Source organism: Pseudoalteromonas sp. MMG005, assembly GCF_018101015.1.
In the GTDB taxonomy this organism is placed as follows: Bacteria; Pseudomonadota; Gammaproteobacteria; order Enterobacterales; family Alteromonadaceae; genus Pseudoalteromonas; species Pseudoalteromonas aurantia.
In genome coordinates this window covers 44,701-66,706 of record NZ_JAGJEK010000008.1, presented here as the reverse complement: position 1 = coordinate 66,706, position 22,006 = coordinate 44,701, and the positions used below count along the sequence as shown (strand labels likewise).

The window sequence follows — 22,006 nt, the reverse complement described above, 5'->3', positions numbered from 1 at the left end:
AATATTAAGTTAGTTCATAGGGCTTTAATATCGTGTTGATTTTATTTATTAAATATATTTTTAATTAATGCGCTCTGGGTGGTTTTTTCTTTTTACACTGAATTTAAATAAGGAGTTCCACTTTATTAAAGTCATTTTCTTCTTTTTCTTTATTCAAAAATCCAATTTTTACTGGGACTTTATATAACCTTTCAGCTGAAAAGTATGGGAATAAATGACAAAGTCCAGGTGCGACAGCTTTGACAGCATGTAAAGGAAGCTCCTCTCTAGTTTGATCAACATAATAAAAGTTTATTTCACATGTTTTTAATTTGTCGTGTACTATATTTAATGCTTTAGATAAATAAATGTAATTATGTATCTCTGTTGTTTTATAGCTTGGTTTTGAACCAAATAAAAAGCTTTCAATCGGTATATTGCTGAAAGAAAATGGTGATGTATTAATGTCTTTAATCTCGATTACTTGAATTAGCTCTGTTAAAGCCCTTTCCTTGGCAGTTGATATATTTAAATGACAACCAAATGAAAGAACTACTTCTTTTTTTATTTTACTCATTGCAACGGCGGCGATAACTGGGATATTTATATCATTTGTTATATCGATGAGCCAATAGTCGAAAGACCCAGATATTTGAGTGTTAACTTGAGACAGCAGTTTTTTACAAACATCAGAAGTGGAAGATTTTGGCATATTTAACTTATTATACCACCATATAGCCACAGCATCTCTCTCAATTAACTCTAATAAGGCTTGAAGAAGGGCTTCATCTAGACTGTTGCCACAGGCACCCCCGTTATGAAAGTATTTAACATATTTTGAATCAAAAGGTGTATTTTTATAGATGAACTCCAAAGGTATCCAATACTCATTGTGATTTATATCTTTACATTTAGTCCAGGCGATCTTTTGGTTATCATATTCTAAAGTTTCATATATTGATTGATTGTAGTTAGACATCCTACTTTTGAACTTTATATACTGCTTTATACTATACGGAGTTAACTTAGAAGGTAGTATCACTTTACCGTCTAGTTCTGTACCTTTTTTAAAGGTGTAAAAATCTCCTTCAACAAATAAAGATGAATACCGTTCGATAGCTTCACATAGAGAGCTTAGCTTTGACTGTTTATCACTAATGCCTTTTCCCATAGCAGTATAATAGAAGTTTTCTAACGCAAAACTTGATGGCTCTATAGGGTTTTCCGAGAATGTAGTAAAGTAGGTTTTGTTATTACCTGTCTCATTCTTATATTTATCATGGAATTTAACGAAGCCAAAAATGGGGTCTAATATGCTGTTTATTTGATCTAGAGTCTCATCTATAGTCCTTATTCTAGAACCGGAGTTGAAGTTTATTATCTTATCACTTGGTAAAGTTTTTCTTATTTGTTTTTTTTCATTTTTTTCTTCTTTTAGGGTGTTAATGTAACCCCACCCATAATTCCCTCTTCTTTTTAGGAGTGATAAAGATAAGTTACAAATTTCATTCTCAATACTTATTAATACTCCTTTATCGTGTAAGTATTTTCTGACGGGGTTGTTTTTTAAAGTCTTTAAATGAGCTCTTTTATATATATCTAAAGAGCTTTCATTCTTTGTTGGATAAATAAATTGAGGGTTTAACTTAGTTGGGTAGAGTATAATCGAATTTGGTGACTTAATTAACTCTTTCATGACTTCAGGAGATAAAAAGTCTTTAGTAATTATAACTTCTTTTTGGATGTCTATTGTAGAACTTTGGGAAGGTGGGGTTTTTGATAAAACCCCACCTTCCATTAATAGGTTTGTTATTTCTATGTTGTCACAGGTTAATTCATTGGTTTCTTTTTTTATGTCTAAATTCCCATCATGGAATGGGATTATAAACTCCTTGTTTTTTTTAATTATTATTAGTTTGTTTTTTATTTTAAATGCAAATGAATCTTTTTTAACGTAGTATTTCATATGATTGGGGATTTCTGGAAGTTAGAAATTTCTTTTGTTAACCCGTAGTCAGGCTCGTTATTTAGGCTGCTATTCTCTTTTCTAATAAATACATTTAGTAGAATTTGATGTGAGCCAGTGTTATTTTCTTTGGTACCTCTGAGTACTTCAGGGTCCATGAATACCGCGTCACCAGCTGCTAAAAATACTTCTAAAAATTCATTATTATATTCATCATCTAATACTGGGTGAGGTTTTTTTTTGACGTTAATGTTAATAATGATATCTGTAATTGCAATAAAAACGGAATAATGAGATCCATTAATAAAATTCACATGGTCGCTATCTTTATATAAAGTTATTTCAGACATTTCTTTTTTTGAAGAGGGGATAGTTATTATAGAAGAAGCCCAAATTTGTAGTGTATTACATTGAAATATTTTTGGTATATCAGGCTTTTTTATACTTTTTATTATTTTATAAGAAATAGGGCATGTATGGTGTATTTGATCCGCTTTTGCAACCCTATCTTTAATACTATCAAACCACCATAGTCTTAATGGAGTCCCATATTCCATAAATTGCTTATTTAAGTAATAATCTGCAATGTTGTTATCTATCCATTTCAAATTAATAAAGTTTTTACATATCGTATAATTCATTTTAGTTGGGGAGCAGAACTCCCCCTCCTATTCAGGTCGTAAACGGATAAATTTTTCCAAGCGCATCATAATCCATTAGTGCCATATTTGAGCTTTTTTCTGGAGCTGGTGGTAATTTCATTATGATAGTTGAAGATAAATTTAGATAAGCCGGGTTAGAACTAATATATTCATCCATTGTTTGAGAAACGATTGACTTTGCTTCATCAATAGATTTTGGTGTTGCTATTTCTTCGGTAGTGACAAACCATAAATTTCCTGATGGGTGTTTTACGACTAACCCAGTACTGGGGACAGATACCCAACCATTTACTGGAATATCATTCCAGACTTTAGTCTCATTTTTATATAAGTCATTACACTCGGATACCAGACTAAAAGATACAAAACCATCATTCTCGGTGTCTGCGATAACTGTTTTAGCATCTACTAAGTATGCTTTAAAACGTCCAGAAGCAAGATTACTTTTACTATAAGAAACCTTTTTCTCATTTTTTTCAATAGTAAATGAAATATCATCGTCTCGATTTGCATCGATAACTCTTATATCGACGCCTGCTGGTGGAACATAATTAAATTTAGCAAGTACGTCCAGTGGTTTCTCTAGTAATAGGGATTTGTTTTCCTGAGATTCCCATGCATAAGCGACAGCTCTTCCCCAAGCATGGCTCCATGATTCGTGAGCAGCAGTTCCATCCAAAAGGGCTTCGTCAAATAGTACTTGTAAAGTATGAGAAAACGAGCCAAATGCGGAGCTACCAAATCGTGTAGAATTTGAATTAGACATTACTTTCGTCCTTTAATAATTGTAGGGTTGTTTTTAACTGCGGGTTATCAAAATATTTTTTTAAATAACTCGTATTTTTATTTAGAGTTATGTTGTGTTTTTCTGCTAATTTAATGAGTATAAGGCTAGGGCCTATAATTTTATTGTTAAAGCAGGTTTCTATTATTTCTTGCAATGTTGAAATTTCATCATTGTTTTTTAAAGCTGACTCTAAATACATAGGTAACCAGTAAAAAAATGGTCCTCCTCTTTTTTGCTCTAGAATGTTAGAACAAAACTCTTTCGAGATACTTGTATTAGTATTCGCCCAATCTTTCCCTAGTTGGACAAATAACCTGAACCAGTTGTCAGCAGTCCAATCGCGCTCATCACTTAAGCAATTTGTTCTATTCTTCATTTCCTCACGATCACGTTTTAAATAAATATAAAGTATTTCAAATGCCCATGTTATATCGTGGTCGATTTCACTCTCTATTTTATTTGCATGCTCATAAGCAAGTTTTATACTAATCTTTGCGTTGTCAAACTCTCCTAGAGAAGATTGAATTAATGAAAGCTGATTGTAGGCTACACACTTAGGATCCCAACCAAAAGTTCTATATAGATTTTTGTCTTTATCATCATTGTAAGAGCGAATAACTTCAGTAGCATATTCCTTACCTTTCTCGGGCTCTCCGATACAGGCTTGAGTTTGAACGAATTGTGCTAGCACTGTAATATAGAATTGACGTTCATTTGATTTTGAAAGTACTTTTAATAGCTTTCTACCTTGGATATCTGCCTCTTGAATGAGCGAGCGAAAATGTAGATCTTGGTAATTTATCCACATGATAATAAATTTAGACTTATCACTTAGTGTTTTTCCTTCAGGAAGCTCACTCTCTAACTTTGATAGCTCTAAACCAATGTTATAAACTTGTTCTGAACCCATTCCCTCATGCGACACAATACATGGAAATATAGACTCTAACAGTTCTACTCGGCTACTGATTAGAGAAGCCGGGTTTTTCATTAATCCAGCTTTACAATTATTATAAACAGAAATTGCGGTTACATAGTTATTTATTCGATAGTTGTATTTTATTGATTTTATTGATATTTCTATGAATTTAGGGATATTTTTTGCTTTTAAAAAATGTTGTGCAATAAGGATTAGCTTTTCACCTGAATACCATACTTTAGAGTGGAGCATGGTGTTCGCTATCAGGTTATGTTGTTCAGATATAGAGTCAAATGACATGCTGTCATACGCTGCATCTCTCACTAAAGCATGTTTAAATATGTAGGTTTCGTTATTTATACTTCGCTTTTGTATAATTAAATCATTGGCTATCAGCTCATTCAGATCATTCTGAATTTGATTTTCACTTAATGATGACGCACTAATAAGCAACTCATATTCGAACTCACGTCCGATTGTCGCCGCAAGCTGGGCGGTTTCTTTGGCATGAATGAGGCTATCGAGTTTTTGCTGGAGTGATTCACGTAAACTGCTGGGAACTTGATCTAGTTTGTCTGGGCTTACAAAATTAATTTCACCTTCAACGAGACCGACCAAGGTTTTTTGCTTTAACATACCAACAAGTTCTTCGATAAATAATGGAATACCATCAGTTCTACTGACTAATATATCGAGTACATTACGTGAAACTGGCTGGTTATCAAATAGCTTAATGATAAAGTCTTCTGTGGCTTGTGCCGTTAATTTATTGAGATTGATTTCCAATAACGTGAGATCTTTTAGCGATGTGGGAACTTGCTGTCGAGACGTGCTGATCAACACATTACCTGTATCTAGTTGACCCGCGAAGTGCTGAAGAAACTCAATCGTGGTGGTGTCAGCCCAGTGTATGTCTTCGATAATATACAGCTTATTTTCGCTTAAACTGTATTGCTGATTCAGTAAGAGGGCAGTTAAGCTATTGAACAGTATTATTTTTTGCTGGTCTGGTGCTAAGGTAGACGCTTGCATGTCTTCAGGTAATTCGATGTTTAACCAAATCAGCAATATTGGCATCGCCTGCGTGGCGGTAACGCTTTGATCTTGCTTTTGTATTATGTCACTGAATAAGGTTATAGCACTTTGCACATCGAGGTGTGCAGTATTAAACAAATATCGAATAAGTGTTAGCACAGGATAAAGCGCATTGTTTTGGTGTTCGGGTAAGCATTGTGCCACTAAATGCTGGTATTGACCTGCGTGACTGCGTATTTCTTGTAGTAAACGAGATTTACCAATGCCTGCCTCACCATGAATGTGGGTTAAATGGCTTTGGGTATTTTTGCCCTTAATAACAGAAAGGGTTTTATCTAGCTCTTTTTCTCGGCCAATTAATTCATGATTATTACGTGTGCCTCGCATGAAGCCAAACGCTTCAACTTGCCTTTCGCCTTTTAAGCTATAGACCGTTGCTGGTGAACCGGGTTGTTGTAAATTTGGTAACTCAGTGCCTTCAAACTCACTGTAAGGTTCTAAAATAGCACGAGAATCGCCACTACAGAGTATTTGTTTTGGTTTAGCGCAGCGTGCGAGCTCCATCGCTGTATTGGTAATATGTCCCTCAGGGATAGCATTGGCATAGGTGACGAATACACCCGTGTGTAAACCTATATGTATATTAAAAGAAATGCCATGCACATCTTGCATTAAGGCATCTCTTTTTGACATTTCGCTCATGATCTCAAGTGCGGTGCGCGCAGATAGGCGAGTATCATTATCGCTGGCAATGGGAAAGCCGAAATAAAATAGCAGCATATCCCCAAGCGTACCGACATGGTAAGCATTAAAACGCGTCGCAATATCAATACATTGGTTTAATTGTGCCTTGGTTAATGCATCTATAACGTCTAAGTCTTTCGTGTTATCGCTAATTTCAGAAATACTAATTTTGAGTGCTAAAACTGTAATTTGTTTGCGCTCAGTGAGTAGGGTGTGGTGATTTCCTTGGTCGCCTTCAGCATCTTTACGTAAGATAACGGTGTCGTCATCAAAACCATGCTGGGCTTCACCCTTGGTTAGAATGCCAACCAGATTTGCAACATTGATGCTATTGAGCTCATTGAAGCTTTCTTGTGAGGTGATCACGCGATCTATGGCGTTCTTCTTAAGCACTCTTCTTAGTAATGATGCCAAAGGGTGACCCAATAAAGGGGCTGGCAGCGGGACGTTTATATCGCTCAATTGCTTATGATAAATCGAGGCGATGCTTGAACCAGTTACCGCGGGCAAGCCTGTTAAACACTCTAGATACACAAGGCCCCAAACATACAAGTCGGTTTTTGTTGTGGCAGGTTCGCCACGTAACTGCTCGGGGGCACTGTATGAGGGGGTACCTAGGGTTTCTTGCGTGAGCGTAAGGGTATTAAAGTCTGGCTGACGGTGTTCTGAAACCAAGGTGCCAATACCAAAGTCGAGTATTTTTGCGTAAGTTTTTGCCCCTGATTTCGCCAACATAATGTTAGCGGGCTTTATGTCTCGGTGTATTATGCCTCGGCTATGGGCATGTATCAGTGCATCTAATACTTGTAACATCACATCTGTTGCATCAACCGCATTCAGTGCACCTTCTTGTGTGAGGTGCTGACGCAGTGAAATGCCGTCAACGTATTCAAATACTCCGTAAAGGAGATGATCGTCGACTTGTCCTTTATCTAATAACCGGACAATATGAGGGTGCTGTAGCTGGCTACTTAATTGTGTTTCACGCTTAAACCGTTCTATATAACGGCGCTTTTTTTGTTCTTCTAAATGAGGTTCTAAAGCGAGAAATTTGATGGCAACGAATTGATTGGTATTTTTATGCCTGGCTTTAAATACCTTACCAAACCCGCCTTCACCAATTTTATGAATAAGTTCATAGTGAGCACTATCAAAGCTATCAGTTATAAACTGATCTGAAAACTGTGTGAGCGACATAAGCTATATTTTCCAATAGTATTATTGTAACCATATCCTTTGTACAACGTCCCGGTTACGTTATTAGTTTTTATTTGTAGTAACAAAGCTATTTCGCTCATCCTTGCTGTTGTTACATAAAATTACTTGTATAGATTAGCTTATCGGTAGGAGGTTAGGAAACTTTAATTCATGAAAAATAGAGGAATTTTTTATGAATTCATAATTGGGTACGGTAAGTATGTCAAATATATTACACGCACCCATTATAAAGACGGGGGTTATTAAAGTGATATAATAATATTGTCTAGTGAGCGTTGCTGTGCTGCATACGTACGACTGCCACTCACATAAGCAGGGTCAATTTGCCCATGGCGTCTGCGTTCGAATGTTAATGACCCAGTGCAATCGTGCTGAGTGTTAATCAGTGCGTCGTTGAAAAATTCAACATTAGACAAGTTAATAGTGAAATCACCATCGTCTGACACATTATTATATACTTCAGAGCCGGTTAATTTATCACCGTCTTTTTTAGTGCACTCTGTATTGAAAACAATGCTAAATTGATCACCTGCGCCGCTTTTTGTCCATTCAATCTCGATTGAATCGTCTTTATCATACAATTGACCTGTTTGTGGAGCGAGGATCTGATATTGCGGTGGTAGTGTTATCGTGTTGGTCAGAGTTTTATTTTCTGATGCGCGGTTAAGCTGCACCACAAATTTAGTGTCGCCTACCGCCACGTCAAAAACAGCGCGGTAATCTATATCGAAAAAGCCATCGTCTTCTTCTAATGTTTTGACTGTTGTGCCGACAGTCGCTTGTAATTTATCGCCATTGGTTAATTTTAAGTTATTTCCATTTCGACTTGAGACATTTAACTCTGCGATAACGCGGCTATCTTGGCCATTCGAAGTCACGTAGATGTCAGACCAAATAGCCTCGGTTTTAACATTATTTGACTCTGTTGTTTCTGAAGAGCAGGCACTCAGTAGCGCGATTGCAATAGCCAGTGATGAATATTTTAAGTGATGCATGGTCGTCCTTGTAAAAGGCAGGTTTATAGATTATTCGTACCTTATATTACAACCGAATAGAATGTTAATTAAAGTGTTTTTACACAAAAATACAATTTAATATAATTATTCACAAGTTGTGCTGTGAGCTTTGTAACGAGAATACTAACAGACACGATGAGGCAGCGTTTTAACCTGTAAAATTGACTCGATATTAAAGGCGATTGATGTTGTAAGGCTGGTATATGGTCATTCACCCGCCAAGCAAGCTATAAAAGTGGGCGTTTTATAGCTTGCTCTACCATATTGGAGCAATACTTTATTGAACGGTCATAAGTAAATCATGGGCTTTTAATGTCAATCCCATAGGTTTTATCTCATCATTAATAACGCCCAATGATTGGGATAGCTGCTTGCCACTGAGTGTATTGGTACAGAAAAGCTCAACTTTTAACGTGTGCTTGAGTTTACTCATTTGCCCATAATGAGTGAGGTATTCAAACTCCGGAAGCTGAGCTTTTAGTTCTTCGCAGGCATTGGTGAGTAATTGAATGAGTTGTTGCTCAAGCTTCTTTTGCGTTTTAGTCATGAGAGCTCTCAGCGGCAGCATAAATCCAGCAGGTGTTTCCTGATTGAAGAGGGGCACTAACTCGCTGATACGCATCTACCTCGTATTCATCGGCTTGCGCTAATTCAGCATCTGTTATTGAAAATACAGTACCACGCACTATGTCATCGTGATCCCCTGTATAATTTAAGATAGGGTGATGGGTTTTACCGCTGCTGGCAATCACGGCTGCATCCGTTATCTCAACTTCACCAAGTTGATACCCAATTAATGCATCAGGTTCACCTTCTAACAATCGACCAAAAGTATCTAGCTGTACTTGTGAGTGTTGTAATGTACCGTAAGAGAAAAGTGCTTGCATAGAGGTTCCGTTGTTGGGTAACAAGATTGACGCAACAATAGCAAATTTGTTAAAAGCACTGCAACTCAAATGTCTTTGGGTCTGCCCATATCCGGTACGTCGTAATTACAAACGCCATGCGGAAATGTTGCTTGCAACCGAGCTCGCATATCTACAGTCATGTTGTGTGCGGCATAAATGCCTTTATCAATGGCAGAGTTGATACTCATTAAATGACATTTAAAAATATCACCGGCCCAAGGCGCACCAGACTCAATACGACTGGTGCTAAACATCGGAAATCTAGACTGGCAAGCGCCCTCTTTTTGATTATTCCACTTCCCGTTAAATACGGTACTGCCAGAGGCATGCACTTTGCCGTCACTATCAAAGCAGGTGTCTTGCAGTTCATTGGGTTTAGCATTCAATATTCCTTCAGGGGTATGCTCGGTAATTGCCAGCAGCCACTTATCCATCATGGCAAAGGCGGCTTGAGTTGGGTCATGATCTTTATGAGCTACCCAAATGATGTGATTTTGAGTATGACCCAATGCTTTGTTAATGCGTAAGCGGCTATAAAAAGACGCTGACATGTGATGCATGTCTAATTCATTTTCTAAGTAATGGCGAGCATCAATAATGGGTAGAGTAATATTGCCAATGAACACTTGTCCTGAACGATACGCCGCATGCATTGCTTCGATATTACCTTGATGGCGAGCTGCTGGGGCTGCGGGTGCAGGTTCTGTGATATTCTCATTGCCCCACAAGGATAACCACAGTGGTAGGTTTGTGCCAAAAGGCGTTACAATTTGTTCTTGAGCCATGTCGTTTTGTGGTTTCCAGCTGCCAATATTATGATTAATATCGATAAAGTCATCGAAGGAAATCTCACCGCTATTTAATGCATTCAAGCCATATTGTACGCCCATATTGTCCCATGTAGAGCGGCCAAACCCTTGTTGATCTTTGCCGAGTATGTGTTGCATATCTTGCCAATAACTCCAGTTGGTATTTTCGACCACAGAATCTGCGAAAAATGCCCGTAAAAAACCTTGTTTTGGGTTGTTAATAAACGCAGATAGTCCAAAGTATCCGTTAATACATTCACTATTGCCCTCTGGAAATGTGGGTACAAAGCCAGCCATTAACTGATTAAGAGGCTGAAGAAAGCCAGCGCGTTGTGGAAAGTCGTTTATGGCATTCATACCTTCAATTAAGCGGCGGCGATCCCAGTTGCGCCAGATTTTTTTATCGTCGGCCCGAAACGTAAAATAGTTGTTTAGCAAGTCGCAATCGAGCGCATAAGTGGTTTGGGTTATCATATCTGGGTAGCTATACAATGGCAGTAAGCCATCCAAAATTCCGGTACTATTTTGGGCAATGAGGTATTGGGCGAGTCCACCGCCAGAGCCCCCAATACCAACGGTATATAAAGGCTCACCATAAAGACTCACAAACTGCTTCTTAACACGCCTTGCGGTGTCTTCTGCCAGTAGCATATTGTAGGTGTAGCTGGTTTTATTGCCGCTTGAACTGATGATTGCATATCCATCTAGGAGTTGCTGTGCTTGGCGTTTCATTACTTTCCAGGCTGTTTGCCTGCCTTGACGATAGCCAATGCCAGAACCACCATTAAATTGATAGATAAGCCGTTTATTCCACAAAGATGACGTATTGCGGTGAGGTATATCAAGCGGTGTAATAGGCACGATGATGGTATAAATAAAGCGGTTAATTGTGCCTTGCTCAACTCTAAATAAAGGGCCCGAAAAACCAGAAACATCTTCATTATCTGTGAGTTTCCGTGGCACTAACGGCGTATCTATGGTGTAGTATTCAATACGGGATTTCACGCCACAATCTTTACTATAACCCAGTAGTTTTTGTTGTGGGTCGTATACAGATACTCCGTCACCATCATGATTATCGACTTCAGGGGGACCTAAACCTGAGTCAAGTGTCATACAAAAAAATGGGTATTGATTGGGGCCTGAGTAAAGGTTGGTGTTGGGTCCAACTGCGCCTAAAGGAATGGGAAACGAGTAGGGGTCTCTAGGGCGTTTTGACTGTGAAATATGTGGATAAAAGTCAAGAATATGATGGTTATTCGATGTGGCAACTGCCTTCACTTGGCGCATTTTATACGCATCATCTTGGCTTAACATTCGCCAACCTAACGTTATGACTAGTATTACAAAAATGCTTCCTGCCAACCATTTTACGACTGTTTTCATACATCACCAAATGGGTTAACCATCATACTATTAAGTGTAGGCAGCGTGATTAAATTCGTTGTTATTACTTTGTTGCTGCTTTGTAAGTGCAGGCTAAGCATGTGATTACTGTAGGAATAAAACTATCAGCTAACTTTTATTTGTACAATTGGCGTATTTGGCGGTAACAAGCGCAACATAATGGGACAACTTTTTATCATCTGAGGTATTAAAGTGTGTACTTAATGTTGTGGCAGAAGCTATTCTGTCGACTCTAAATTCTCGGTAGTCACGTCTCAATTGGCAAAACGCCACGAGGGTCCATTTTCCACCCCAATATACCAGTCCAAGGGGTTCTATTTGACGCATTGTTGAGGTGTGATTAACGTCCGAGTACGCAAGGTGTAAACACTGTTTATTTTCAATTGCATGACGCAGCTGCTTGTTAAGCGCTTGCTGCTTACTGTCATGGCTATAGCTAGAGACTAAATAGGGTGAATCATCTTGAGATTGCTTTAAATGGGTAGGCAAAACAGCTTCGATTTTTGCCATCGCTGATTTGGCATGTTCACTTAAGGTTGGATCTGTCCATGCGCCAACCATTTTGGTGCCAAGCAATAAAGCGGAGAGCTCTTCTAGGGTAAACATCATAGGGGGAAGCGGGCAGTTGGCTATCAAATAACCGATACCTGCTTCACCCTCAATTGGCACTCCTGAGCTTTGTAAGTCTTGAATATCACGGTAAATGGTGCGTTCTGAAACGTGGAAATGCTCAGCCAGCTGTGCAGCCGTTGTCGCAAGTCGGCGGCCTTTTAAAACGTTGACTAATTGAAAGAGTCTTTCAGATTTATGCACATTTACACCCTAGTAGGTCAGTTAGTACATGCTGTTTGGGCTATCACGCGGTTATGCGTCAGCTCAACACTGTCTTCATTGATCAGTTGCATAAACTTTTTACTGTGTGGTGAGTCATAAAAAGCTTGTTGTACTCGCGTTGCATCATTGAGTGTGTTCCAGTATACAACATCAATATACACAGAGCTGTTTTGTTGTTTGGCGAGTGAGCGATAAAGCAAACCCGGTTGTGCGTTCAAAAAAGTTTCAAACTCCTCATTCGCTAACATAAAGTCCTGCTCTGTTACGCCACTGGCTAATTCAAATTTAACGACTTCGATGATATTGGTAGTCATAATGTGTTTTCCTTGAGTGATTTATAAGTCACAGCAAGTAAAACACATCACCCTGTCAGGGAGTGTCAGGAGGCTTTATCCAACATAACCATATAGGGCGAGCGCACCTGCAATAATCCCGCTGCTGGCAAACAACCCGTATTCAACTTTGGTTTGTAAACGAGCTTCTTTGCTGGATGATTTTTTAGTGATTGCCATAATGATACAAGTTACGGCCAAACAAAAACTGATGATAATAAAATTAACGAAAATGGCATCGAGCAGCATGAATTACCTCAAGTGATAAAATATTGAAATTTAAGCAAACATAAATTTTTAAACGCGGGAATTATACGTGGCTTTTTGGTGAACACATAGCTTTCTGTGGGTTTTTAATAAAGTTGCATGAGGAAGGAGACTAAGCGGTAGAAGTGCGTTATTACGATGTATAAAACGGCACGACTACCGAGATCTAAACTGTGAATTTAAATACAGGTATGATCGCCGCCTTGAATTGACCAAAAACAGACCACTTTACAAGATTCGATTTTTGTACGGCAAAATACCGTATCAGGCACTCGACCGCCAGCAATTGCTGGAGTGTGTTTTGTAGCTAAATCTTGTTGTTGTGATAATAGCTTTATATTCTTTTTATTTAACGTCATTTTCATTGTAAGTATCCTTTTATTTAAGTCCCTGTTACGTTTACATATTGTTCTTTAAATGTAAATAGTTTATTTGTTTTTATGATACCATTTTGTAATAGAGCGCTCGATGAGCGAGGTAGCTAAGCCAAATTTTGTCTACTTGTTGTTGGTATAGCGGTATATTCTCAGCGTGCGTTAAACCATTATTTATAAGTAATTCGCTTAATTGAATAGCACAGGCCATCGCATTGAACATGCCTTGAGAAGACAGCGGATCAAAGCTTAGGGCAGCATCCCCTAAAGCAAACCAATTCTTACCAGAGCAACTCACTAACTTTGACGAATTCGCTGCCACTAGAGGGTGTAGTTGCGCATTTTTCTCTTCTATTCTGGATGAAAGTATGGTGAATCCAGGTATACTTTTAGCCCGATTTAATAGCTGAGATGGGTCAGTTATACGTGCATTTTTTATCAATTTTGCATCTGCGTACCACGAAAACACCCTTTTTTGTTGCGCCTGAGTCGGGCTTTTTTCAGGGTTATGAATTGGAGCGCTATACCACCAACCTTCATCTGTGTGACTGATCAGCGCTGTTTTCTTTTTGATATTGACATTTGCAGTGAATCCAATTGACATGAGTTTATCAAATTGCTGGCGAGTAATACCTTGTTGGCGTGCAAAAGCGCAATGACGACCTGATGCATCAATCACGGTGTTGGCATTGAGTTGAAGTGGGCTATTGTCGTGTTGCAATGAAAGTTGCCAGCCTTCATCTGTGGCAACACTGTCAGTTAATTGAGCCGGCCATATGCAGTGAATTTTTGCATCAATACAAGCATTACGTAGTTGTGTTTCAAAGTAGGATCTGTCTAGGTGCCAACCGAATCCATCTGGGTTCCTTAAATTGTCTATTAGAGTAGGTTCAGACGAGCCCCAATAAGATAACGTACCATGGCTGAGTATGTGGCGTTTATTATCGAGTAAATGTGCTAGTTTTAGCTGAGTTAAAATGCGCAGTGCAGCAGGTGCTAATGACTCGCCTATTTTGTTAATCGGTGCGGCTTCTTTGTCAATAAGCGTTACACAATAATAGGGCGCGAGTGCAAGAGCTGCAATACAGCCCCCTACACCAGCTCCTATTATCGCAACTTGCGTTTTTGGCAATTGCGTTGTTGTCATCGTTGTTAGCTTTTTTTGATAAAGCGATGTGCTTTTTCTGTTAGGCTTAGATCTGGGCGAATACCCTTTTTAGCTTTGTGCTGAGCTGTAGATTTTAATGCGCTAACGGGGGCATTTGAATCAGGTGTTAAGCCGACTTGCATGGTACTTGGAAAGCCACTCACGCCTTTTTCCGTTTTTGGAAGTACGACTGCCAATTTATCAAAGTTATCAATCATGTCGTTGATTTGTGCCGTGTAGTCAGTTGTGGGGCCAATGGGTAAATCATCAAGCCAAAACTCTCGTTCGTTAAACGCAGCTTGTCGCTCATCGATGGGTAAACTTTCGTTGATGACTTTGTTGTAGTTTTCTTGGTTTAACATATTATTTGGGACGCGCGCAGGCCAAAAGGTCGGTAAATATGGGTCGAGCGCTGTATTGTATCCATCTCTACAAGACGCAGTATCTGTTTGCCAAGGAATGGCCATCCAGCGGGTGATCCCCCCGGCTATTTGTCCATTATTTATTGGGCCGTCGAAAGAGAGAGCTGTATGTGGTGTTAGTACAGGGCCAAAATTAACATCGTGTGTTGGGGAGGTGTCCTCAGCATGGCGTAATCTAAAGGCTTCACTATACATACCGACACTGCGCATCGGCCATGTCATTTCGCAGCCAGGATGAAATGCATCAGCCAAACAAAAATCCATCGCTGCTTTGGTCAGCATATCGGGTTGCTCTGTAACTGGAACATCATCAATAGCCGTAGGTGCTGTGCGAGCAGGGTCATAATCGGCGATAAACTCTCCATCAACCCATTGCGATAATGCATTAAGCTGCAGTCGAGTCAGCGTTAAAAACTGTCGAGGTGACTCGTTTGCATCAATGCTCATTGCATCGCCATAGATCCATGGCCATTGTTGTGGAGACAAGGATGCGTTTGTTGGATCCCATGCGGTAACCGACATAGGGTTCTCGCCAATATCAAATTGGGTGTCTAAATTTCTAAAATTGTTAAACAAAGTACGTCTTGATTCTTGCCATGTTGCAGAAGGATCACTTAAACGTGTTAGCCAAAGTTCTGATGTAAAATCAAATGGGCTCTGCCACCCAAAGCCAGCAGCAAAACCGGCATTAACCCACTGTAAGTCGGTCATACGTTGGAAAATAGGTAAAATGTCGTGGGTAAAGGAAGGCTTGCCCGGAACAGGTAACATGTGGGCGCCAACGGCGATATCGCGCATTAAGTCCCACATTGTTCTGACAGATTTTTGCATCGGGGCATAATCAGGCGGTGCACATACAACCCAGCCAGGTTTTACCGATAATGATACACCGTCATAGACGACGTCGGCATTAATTGGGCCGTCAGAGGTATCATCATACCAGCCCTCGTTATTGCCAAAAGTAATTGCTTGATGCCCGAGTGGATTCGCTGATTTACCATGCCCACCTAGCATCACTAACCGTCCTTGAGAGTCAGTGCTCATTTCACCTAAGTATACTTTTACTTCATTGAACTGCCCCACAAACTGCGTATCATTTCCTGGCGTATTACAGCCCGATATAGTGTGTTTAGCACCGTCAATTAACAAACCGCGTCGCTTTTCACCTTCTACTTTGGCGTTACGTAAAATAGAAGGTTTTGCATCCGCTGCTTCTGGAATATCTAATGCGATTTCAAATTTGTACCAAGAGGCTTTTTGATTCGCAAGTTGTGCATGCCACGTTATATTGGCATTGTTGGCTGTCAGCTCCTTAACGACTTCGCCGTTCGCATTCAATCCATATATCCGAAAACGTGCAGCTTGGCGCTTTAAAGCGCCAGTGCTATCACGGTAAAAACTAGGCGATTGTGGGAGTGGTTCACTGACTTCTGGACCAATAAAGTACTCAGACGGACTATTGCCAACACGCATTACACCGATTGGTGGATAGATAGCCGCTGAAACAATCGTTGAATCACAAGGGGTGTTTTCCATACCTAAACTTCCTTAAATTGACGCATGTATGTCATAATTAAAATGCAAATCGAGGCTGCATTTTCTCTAGTGCAGAAGTGTAGGCCGAGATATTAAGATTGACAATTACACCGTATTACGGCGCTTTTCTATGCTGTTTTATATAGCTGCCTATGGTATTGACCGTCTCTAGCCAATAGCCATTTTTAGGGTCTTTTAAATAGGTAATAAGTTGATCAAGCACGGTTTTATCTACGGTATATAAGCCTTTTTCGCCCACTTCATGTCCGGCAAGAATTATCCAGCTATTATTATGCTTGACCGATTCAAGCGTGGTTTTAATTTGTTTAAAGCTCTGTCCGTCAATCCGAATTGCAGTCAGCTTAGCAAAGTCAGTGAAGTTTGGGTTATTGGCGGTCTCATCATTCCATGTGCGCCCAAATTGAAACTGTTGTGCAATCAGCGGCACGTAGCTGCGCGTATCAACACCTCGACCGACAAAGGTGTTTCCGCATGGGTAGGCAAAACTGGTAGGGGTAATACCTAAGTGCGTTTTGAGGTAGCTATTGGCTTGCCCTATATCATTTTTCAACCAGTCAAGGGTGGCATTTTCAAGGCTCATTCCCCTAGCTCTTAGCCATTCAAAATTGCCAGTACACGTATGGTTGCTGGTATGATTTGCAATTTCATGACCATATTCAACGGCTTTTTTCCACCCAATTAGCTGTCGAGATACACTTTCAGGCACAACATAAAAAGTCCCTTTAACTTGATGTTTAGCGAAAATATCCATCCCCACGGTTATTTGGCTGTCTCGCGCATCATCAAAGGTAATGCTGACGGCATTTTGAGCGCCCGACGGATACTTAAAACCAAGGTATTTTTTGCTATTGTAATTTTGCCAATCGGTGTTTGTTGATCCCAGCTCAGATGCTGGTACGGTGTTGCTTGTGAGAACTGACGCCGTTAAGAGACCAAGACTCAATGCGAAATGCAAAGCTTGCATGATATGTTTCCTTATAATTAAAACGCGTTATTATCTAAGCGAAGAAGGTCTTACTGTGCAATAGCAATTAACTCAATGTATGCTGAATAATTCTTAACTTAAACCTTACGAAGTAATATTTTTGACTATGTGTATACATAACTTTATGTTTTAATTTGTAATAATATTTATTGGTCGAATTTTACACTCTGGGTGGTATACGGATGATAGAACTTAAAAATGTCATATTTTCACGCGTTGATGGAGATATAAAGCGGAAAATATTGAATGACATTTCTTTGGCTATTACACCAGCAACACAACTTGCGTTAGTAGGAGATAGTGGTTCGGGTAAATCTACATTGTTGAATTTACTTGCGGGCTTACTGCAACCAGACTCGGGTGAGGTGATTGTGAATAATACAGTCATTAGTGATTTGAAAGCCCAACAGCTCGCTTATTACCGCCGTTCTATCGGAATTATTTTTCAGCAATATCAGCTACTCAGTCCGCTCAGCGTAAAAGACAATATTACTTTTCAGGCGCGTCTCAATAAAATGCCTTGTGGCGAAGATGAAATAATAAGTTTGGCAGAGCGGTTGGGCATTGCGCATAAGTTAGATGCTTTGCCGCAACAATTATCAGGAGGAGAACAGCAGCGAGTAGGGATCGCGCGTGCATTATTAAATCGACCAAATTTACTACTTGCAGATGAACCAACAGGAAATTTAGACACCCAACGTGCTCAAGACGTACTCGAGTTACTCATTGAGCTATGTGATGAGCGTGCAATTAATCTGGTATTAGTTACGCACAGTACGCGGTTAGCCTCACAATTACCTATGCAACTGACACTGAAAGATGGTCAATTGCATGGTTGAATTTAAGCTTATTTTACTGACATATTGGTGGTTCTATCGCCGTCACTTTGGACTACTCGTCCTCTTTCTGGTGGGTCTGAGTTTAGGCAGCGCCTTGTTAACGGCCATCCAAGGCCTCAATTTTGAAGCTGCAAAACGGTATCAGTCAACAACGGCGATGATTAATCACCCCATCAGTCATTTTATTCGGCCCATTTTAGGGCAAAATTACCTGCCTTTTGCACTGTGGGAGCAATTGCGTGCAAAGGGCGTAACATCAGCGCAACCAGTATTAGAAGGGACGATAAAAACCCAAGCCGGTCAACTGTTAAGAATAAAAGGGGTTAATTTATTGCAGTGGCTTAATAAAACGTCGGCAGCACAAAATGTAACCGCTCCTTTATCAAGAAGTCAAACGGCAGCCATGCCGATGTCATTTTTGAACACGCTGTATTTAGACCCGACTATGATTATCCGGTTAGGTTTAGACCCCGACAACCCCGTACTCATATTCGAAAATGCAGAGCAAAGCATGCCTGTCATTGCGATGGAGGGGCTAGGAAAAAGCGGGCTAGTTGATATTCATGTGGCTGACACATTACTACAGGCAAACGGCCAAATTAGTTACTTTGAAGTAACGAATGATACAGCGGACCCTCAGCTGGCACTCAGTATTATCAAAGCACTAACGTCGACGGTTGGTCGAGTAGAGAGTGTTGAAGAGCAAGCATTTGATGGGTTGTCACAGGCGTTTTTCTTGAATCTGAAAGCATTGGCGCTATTAGGATATGTGGTAGGCGCATTTTTGAGTTTTAATGCGATCAAATTGGCTTATACGTCTAGGCAGACCTTACAACAACAACTGTTTATTCTTGGGTGTAGTATGAAAATGTTGCTTAAAGCACTCATTGTTGAGCTGATAGCGCTAAGTTTCATTGCTGCCATATTCGGCGCAGTTTTAGGCAGTGTGTTAGCTAATTTATTAGTGCTAGATGTATCAAGCACCTTACAAAGTCTCTATAAACTGGATCGGGCATTGGTCGTATCATTTGATTGGTGGCTAGTTTTATTCGCGTTCATTTTAAATGGGGTTGTGTTGTTCGGGTTTGTCTTGATGCAGGTGCGTCATCGTCATTTAAAGTTTGTTTGGCTGAGATTTACTGCTGTTTTCGTTACGGTTTTTATAACTGGATATTACTATTTTTTTGCCGTCACAGAAGTGGAGGCCTTAATGCTTTGCGTAGGGGTATTAATGCTATTTTTTATTGTTACCCCTGTTACGATTAAGTCGGTATTTGTTGTTAATTGGCCAACAAAAAATGTGGTGTTGTTATGGCTACGTGCAGACAGTAGTAATCAATTGTCGGCGTTATCTTCTTCGGTATTAGCGATGCTGATGGCTGTGGGGGCGGCAATCAGCATGCAAATTATGGTGGGCAGCTTTAGTGATGCACTTGATAAACATTTAACGAAGCGACTCAGTGCCGATTTGTATATTCGGGTCGAAGAAAAATTAGATGAATTGAAAAATACATTAGCACAGCGCCAAGATATTGAGCGGGTCGGTGTGTACTGGCATGCCCCCGTTGAAGTGATAAAAAATACGGGAGAGTCTGATCACATTTATTCTGCAAAATTAATGAGTTTTGGGCAAAGTAGTGAATATTATTCACATCTTAATTTATTAGGAGATAAATCGGTTACGCCTCGTCACTTTCGAGTTGAATCAAGCTACCACGGATGCCTCATTAATGAACCTGGGTTACTGAAATATCAGTTCTCCGTTGGCGATAAAGTCATTATTCAGCAACAAAATCGCTATTTAAAATGTGTCATAACGGGTGTATTTTATGATTATGGTGAACAGGCATTAGCATTTGTGAGTACGACCGATACCATGCTTAGCAGTACGATTCGCTTTCAGCAATATGGGGTATCATTATGGCTTGAAGATGCCAAAAGTGCTTCGGGCATTCGAGATGAATTAATGACATTACATGCCTTAGATAGCTCGCAAATTATTGAAAACAGGCAGTTTAAAGCGTTTGCTAAAAGGCTATTTAACAGTACGTTTACCGTTACCAGTGCTTTGAATTTTTTTATTATATTGATCGCATTATTTGGTATGTGGGTGAGCTTTTTAACCTTAGGGCGCCAGCAGTTAGAACCCATTACGGTTTTACAACGGTTGGGTGTATCAAATCGCACGCTTTTAGGTGCTAAGCTTTTACAAACAGGCCTCATTATAGGAGCAACTTTAGGGCTCGCTGTTCCTTTAGGCGTGTTATTAGGATGGGTTCTACTCAACTATGTTATGCCTATTGCATTTGGCTGGAGCATGGCATTAACCATAGATTGGTCAGTGTTAACGACTTTTATTGTCAGTATTTTCATCGCAGCGTTAGTGTTTAGCGCCATACCACTTCGTAAGGTATTAATACGGAACACGCCCAGTGAACACATGCACTTGTAAAGGAATAACAATGTTAACTTCTGTGATATCAATTTGCTTATTCATTTTGCTATTGGTTGGGTGTGAACCAATGCAACAGGGTCGTGAAGTTTCTATGAATGCAGTCCCGAAGTTGGGTGTGGATGTTGAGCCTAATACGTTACTTTCATTTCCTCAAGACCATGGGGCGCACTTAGCGCAAGGTATCGAGTGGTGGTACGTAACAGCAAATTTAGAAGCGGATGATGGCACTGAATTTGGTGTGCAGTGGACCTTGTTTCGTACGTCAGTTGGAAACACTGACGCGAGAAGTTCTCGTTGGTGGGATGGGCAACTTTACTTTGCACATTTTGCTATTCAAAATAACCAAACGCACAAAGCATTTGAAAAGTTTGCACGGGCAGGGCAGGTTGAAATCGCAGCTGCGCCTTTTGTTGCGCGAATCGATGATTGGTATCTTAAAGGAGGGGCAGATCAGACCTTCCCCTTGAACTTGATGGCGAAGCAAGGTGGTTTTTCGGCACAATTGGCGTTACACAACAGTGTAATGGCATTGCATGGTGATAAAGGATACAGCCAAAAAACGATGCAAGGTCATGCGTCGTATTATTATAGTTACCCATTTTTACACGCAAAAGGCGCACTTGAGTTCTTTGGCAAGCGCTATAAAGTCACTGGAAAGGCGTGGTTGGATAGAGAGTGGTCGTCATCATTGATTGACCCAAAGCATACCGGGTGGGATTGGTTCAGCTTACAGGCCAATAATGCGGATAATGGGGCCTTGATGGTATTTTGTATTAGAAATGCGCTGCAAGAATACGACCATTGTAGTGGTTCTCATATTTTGAGCAGTGGTGAAGTGCAGCACCTTGCAGACTCACAGATTTCGCTGCAACCAATTGAGCACGTATCACTGGATGGTAAACGGTACCCAACTCAATGGCACCTTGATGTTACCGGGTTTGATACAACCATTATTAACAGTGTAAATAAAGACGCTAGGAACCAATTAAGCATCCCTTATTGGGAAGGTCGCGTCACAAGCGTTGGAGGTTTTACTGCAAAAGGGTATGCAGAACTTGTAGGTTACTAGGGGCTGTTGATCTTTCAGGTTCGTTTTTGCAGCAGCTTGATTGAATTTTATACAAGGCAGAGGCTGCGTAGCATGGTTATTCCATGTGAGTCAGCCGATAACATAGTAGAAAAGCCAATCAAGTGCTGCCTACCGGCTCTTTTGAGCACCCCTTTCTCTCTGTTGCTTAATATTCGCTTAGATTATAAACCACACATTAAGCGCCGCGATAAAAGCATGCTCAAAGAGAACAAAAATAGAACAGCAAAGATCAACAGCCCCTAGTTCTTCGCCGA

General features: G+C 40.0%; 18 protein-coding genes. 3 read left to right on the top strand and 15 right to left on the bottom strand.

The genetic code is table 11. The annotated features are described in order from the left end of the window. Window positions 1-103: 103 nt before the first annotated feature. The 15 genes from J8M01_RS07875 to J8M01_RS07810 form a co-directional block, all read right to left on the bottom strand. A complete protein-coding gene (locus J8M01_RS07875; protein WP_211057627.1) occupies window positions 104-1,945 on the bottom strand; it encodes a YcaO-like family protein in 1,842 nt (613 codons plus the stop codon). Continuing rightward, window positions 1,942-2,502 carry a hypothetical protein gene (locus tag J8M01_RS07870; RefSeq protein ID WP_192509811.1) on the bottom strand — a complete coding sequence of 187 codons (561 nt, stop codon included), beginning with the start codon at window positions 2,500-2,502 and terminating at the stop codon, window positions 1,942-1,944. Before J8M01_RS07870 ends, J8M01_RS07875 begins: the two co-directional genes overlap by 4 nt. Window positions 2,503-2,617: 115 nt before the next feature. Then, window positions 2,618-3,373: a hypothetical protein gene (locus J8M01_RS07865; protein WP_192509812.1), complete on the bottom strand. Its 756-nt coding sequence runs from the start codon at window positions 3,371-3,373 to the stop codon at window positions 2,618-2,620. Continuing rightward, window positions 3,366-7,289, bottom strand: coding sequence for a TOMM system kinase/cyclase fusion protein (locus tag J8M01_RS07860; protein ID WP_211057626.1), 3,924 nt, complete (start codon window positions 7,287-7,289; stop codon window positions 3,366-3,368). Before J8M01_RS07860 ends, J8M01_RS07865 begins: the two co-directional genes overlap by 8 nt. Window positions 7,290-7,552: 263 nt before the next feature. Then, window positions 7,553-8,305, bottom strand: coding sequence for a hypothetical protein (locus tag J8M01_RS07855; RefSeq protein ID WP_210995251.1), 753 nt, complete (start codon window positions 8,303-8,305; stop codon window positions 7,553-7,555). A gap of 298 nt (window positions 8,306-8,603) precedes the next feature. Next, the gene (locus J8M01_RS07850; RefSeq protein WP_211057625.1) at window positions 8,604-8,873 is read right to left on the bottom strand and encodes a hypothetical protein; all 270 of its coding nucleotides are present in this window, start codon (window positions 8,871-8,873) and stop codon (window positions 8,604-8,606) included. Continuing rightward, window positions 8,866-9,213, bottom strand: coding sequence for a gamma-glutamylcyclotransferase family protein (locus tag J8M01_RS07845; RefSeq protein WP_192509816.1), 348 nt, complete (start codon window positions 9,211-9,213; stop codon window positions 8,866-8,868). Before J8M01_RS07845 ends, J8M01_RS07850 begins: the two co-directional genes overlap by 8 nt. 65 nt (window positions 9,214-9,278) lie before the next feature. Next, window positions 9,279-11,429: a DUF6351 family protein gene (locus tag J8M01_RS07840; protein ID WP_211057624.1), complete on the bottom strand. Its 2,151-nt coding sequence runs from the start codon at window positions 11,427-11,429 to the stop codon at window positions 9,279-9,281. A 129-nt stretch (window positions 11,430-11,558) separates the two neighbouring features. Beyond that, window positions 11,559-12,263, bottom strand: coding sequence for a YafY family protein (locus J8M01_RS24340; protein WP_211057623.1), 705 nt, complete (start codon window positions 12,261-12,263; stop codon window positions 11,559-11,561). A gap of 17 nt (window positions 12,264-12,280) precedes the next feature. Next, a complete protein-coding gene (locus J8M01_RS07830) occupies window positions 12,281-12,598 on the bottom strand; it encodes a hypothetical protein (protein WP_211048852.1) in 318 nt (105 codons plus the stop codon). Between the two features lie 75 nt (window positions 12,599-12,673). Further along, entirely contained in the window at window positions 12,674-12,796 is a 123-nt protein-coding gene (locus J8M01_RS24190) for a hypothetical protein (protein WP_263973716.1), read from the bottom strand. 266 nt (window positions 12,797-13,062) lie between these two features. Beyond that, the gene (locus J8M01_RS07825) at window positions 13,063-13,248 is read right to left on the bottom strand and encodes a hypothetical protein (RefSeq protein WP_192509820.1); all 186 of its coding nucleotides are present in this window, start codon (window positions 13,246-13,248) and stop codon (window positions 13,063-13,065) included. A 73-nt stretch (window positions 13,249-13,321) separates the two neighbouring features. Continuing rightward, entirely contained in the window at window positions 13,322-14,404 is a 1,083-nt protein-coding gene (locus tag J8M01_RS07820; protein ID WP_211057622.1) for an FAD-dependent monooxygenase, read from the bottom strand. Window positions 14,405-14,409: 5 nt separating this feature from the next. Beyond that, the gene (locus J8M01_RS07815) at window positions 14,410-16,362 is read right to left on the bottom strand and encodes a LodA/GoxA family CTQ-dependent oxidase (RefSeq protein WP_211057621.1); all 1,953 of its coding nucleotides are present in this window, start codon (window positions 16,360-16,362) and stop codon (window positions 14,410-14,412) included. Between the two features lie 115 nt (window positions 16,363-16,477). Beyond that, the gene (locus tag J8M01_RS07810) at window positions 16,478-17,347 is read right to left on the bottom strand and encodes a polysaccharide deacetylase family protein (protein WP_211057620.1); all 870 of its coding nucleotides are present in this window, start codon (window positions 17,345-17,347) and stop codon (window positions 16,478-16,480) included. Between the two features lie 203 nt (window positions 17,348-17,550). On the opposite strand from J8M01_RS07810, the gene J8M01_RS07805 reads away from it, so the two are divergent. Genes J8M01_RS07805 through J8M01_RS07795 form a run of 3 tightly spaced genes read left to right on the top strand, consistent with a single transcriptional unit; the run spans window position 17,551 to window position 21,731 of the window. Beyond that, a complete protein-coding gene (locus J8M01_RS07805; RefSeq protein ID WP_210995260.1) occupies window positions 17,551-18,207 on the top strand; it encodes an ATP-binding cassette domain-containing protein in 657 nt (218 codons plus the stop codon). Then, window positions 18,200-20,659 carry an FtsX-like permease family protein gene (locus J8M01_RS07800; protein WP_211057619.1) on the top strand — a complete coding sequence of 820 codons (2,460 nt, stop codon included), beginning with the start codon at window positions 18,200-18,202 and terminating at the stop codon, window positions 20,657-20,659. Before J8M01_RS07805 ends, J8M01_RS07800 begins: the two co-directional genes overlap by 8 nt. A 10-nt stretch (window positions 20,660-20,669) precedes the next feature. Then, window positions 20,670-21,731, top strand: a complete 1,062-nt coding sequence (locus tag J8M01_RS07795; protein WP_211057618.1) for a lipocalin-like domain-containing protein — start codon at window positions 20,670-20,672, stop codon at window positions 21,729-21,731. Window positions 21,732-22,006: the final 275 nt, after the last annotated feature.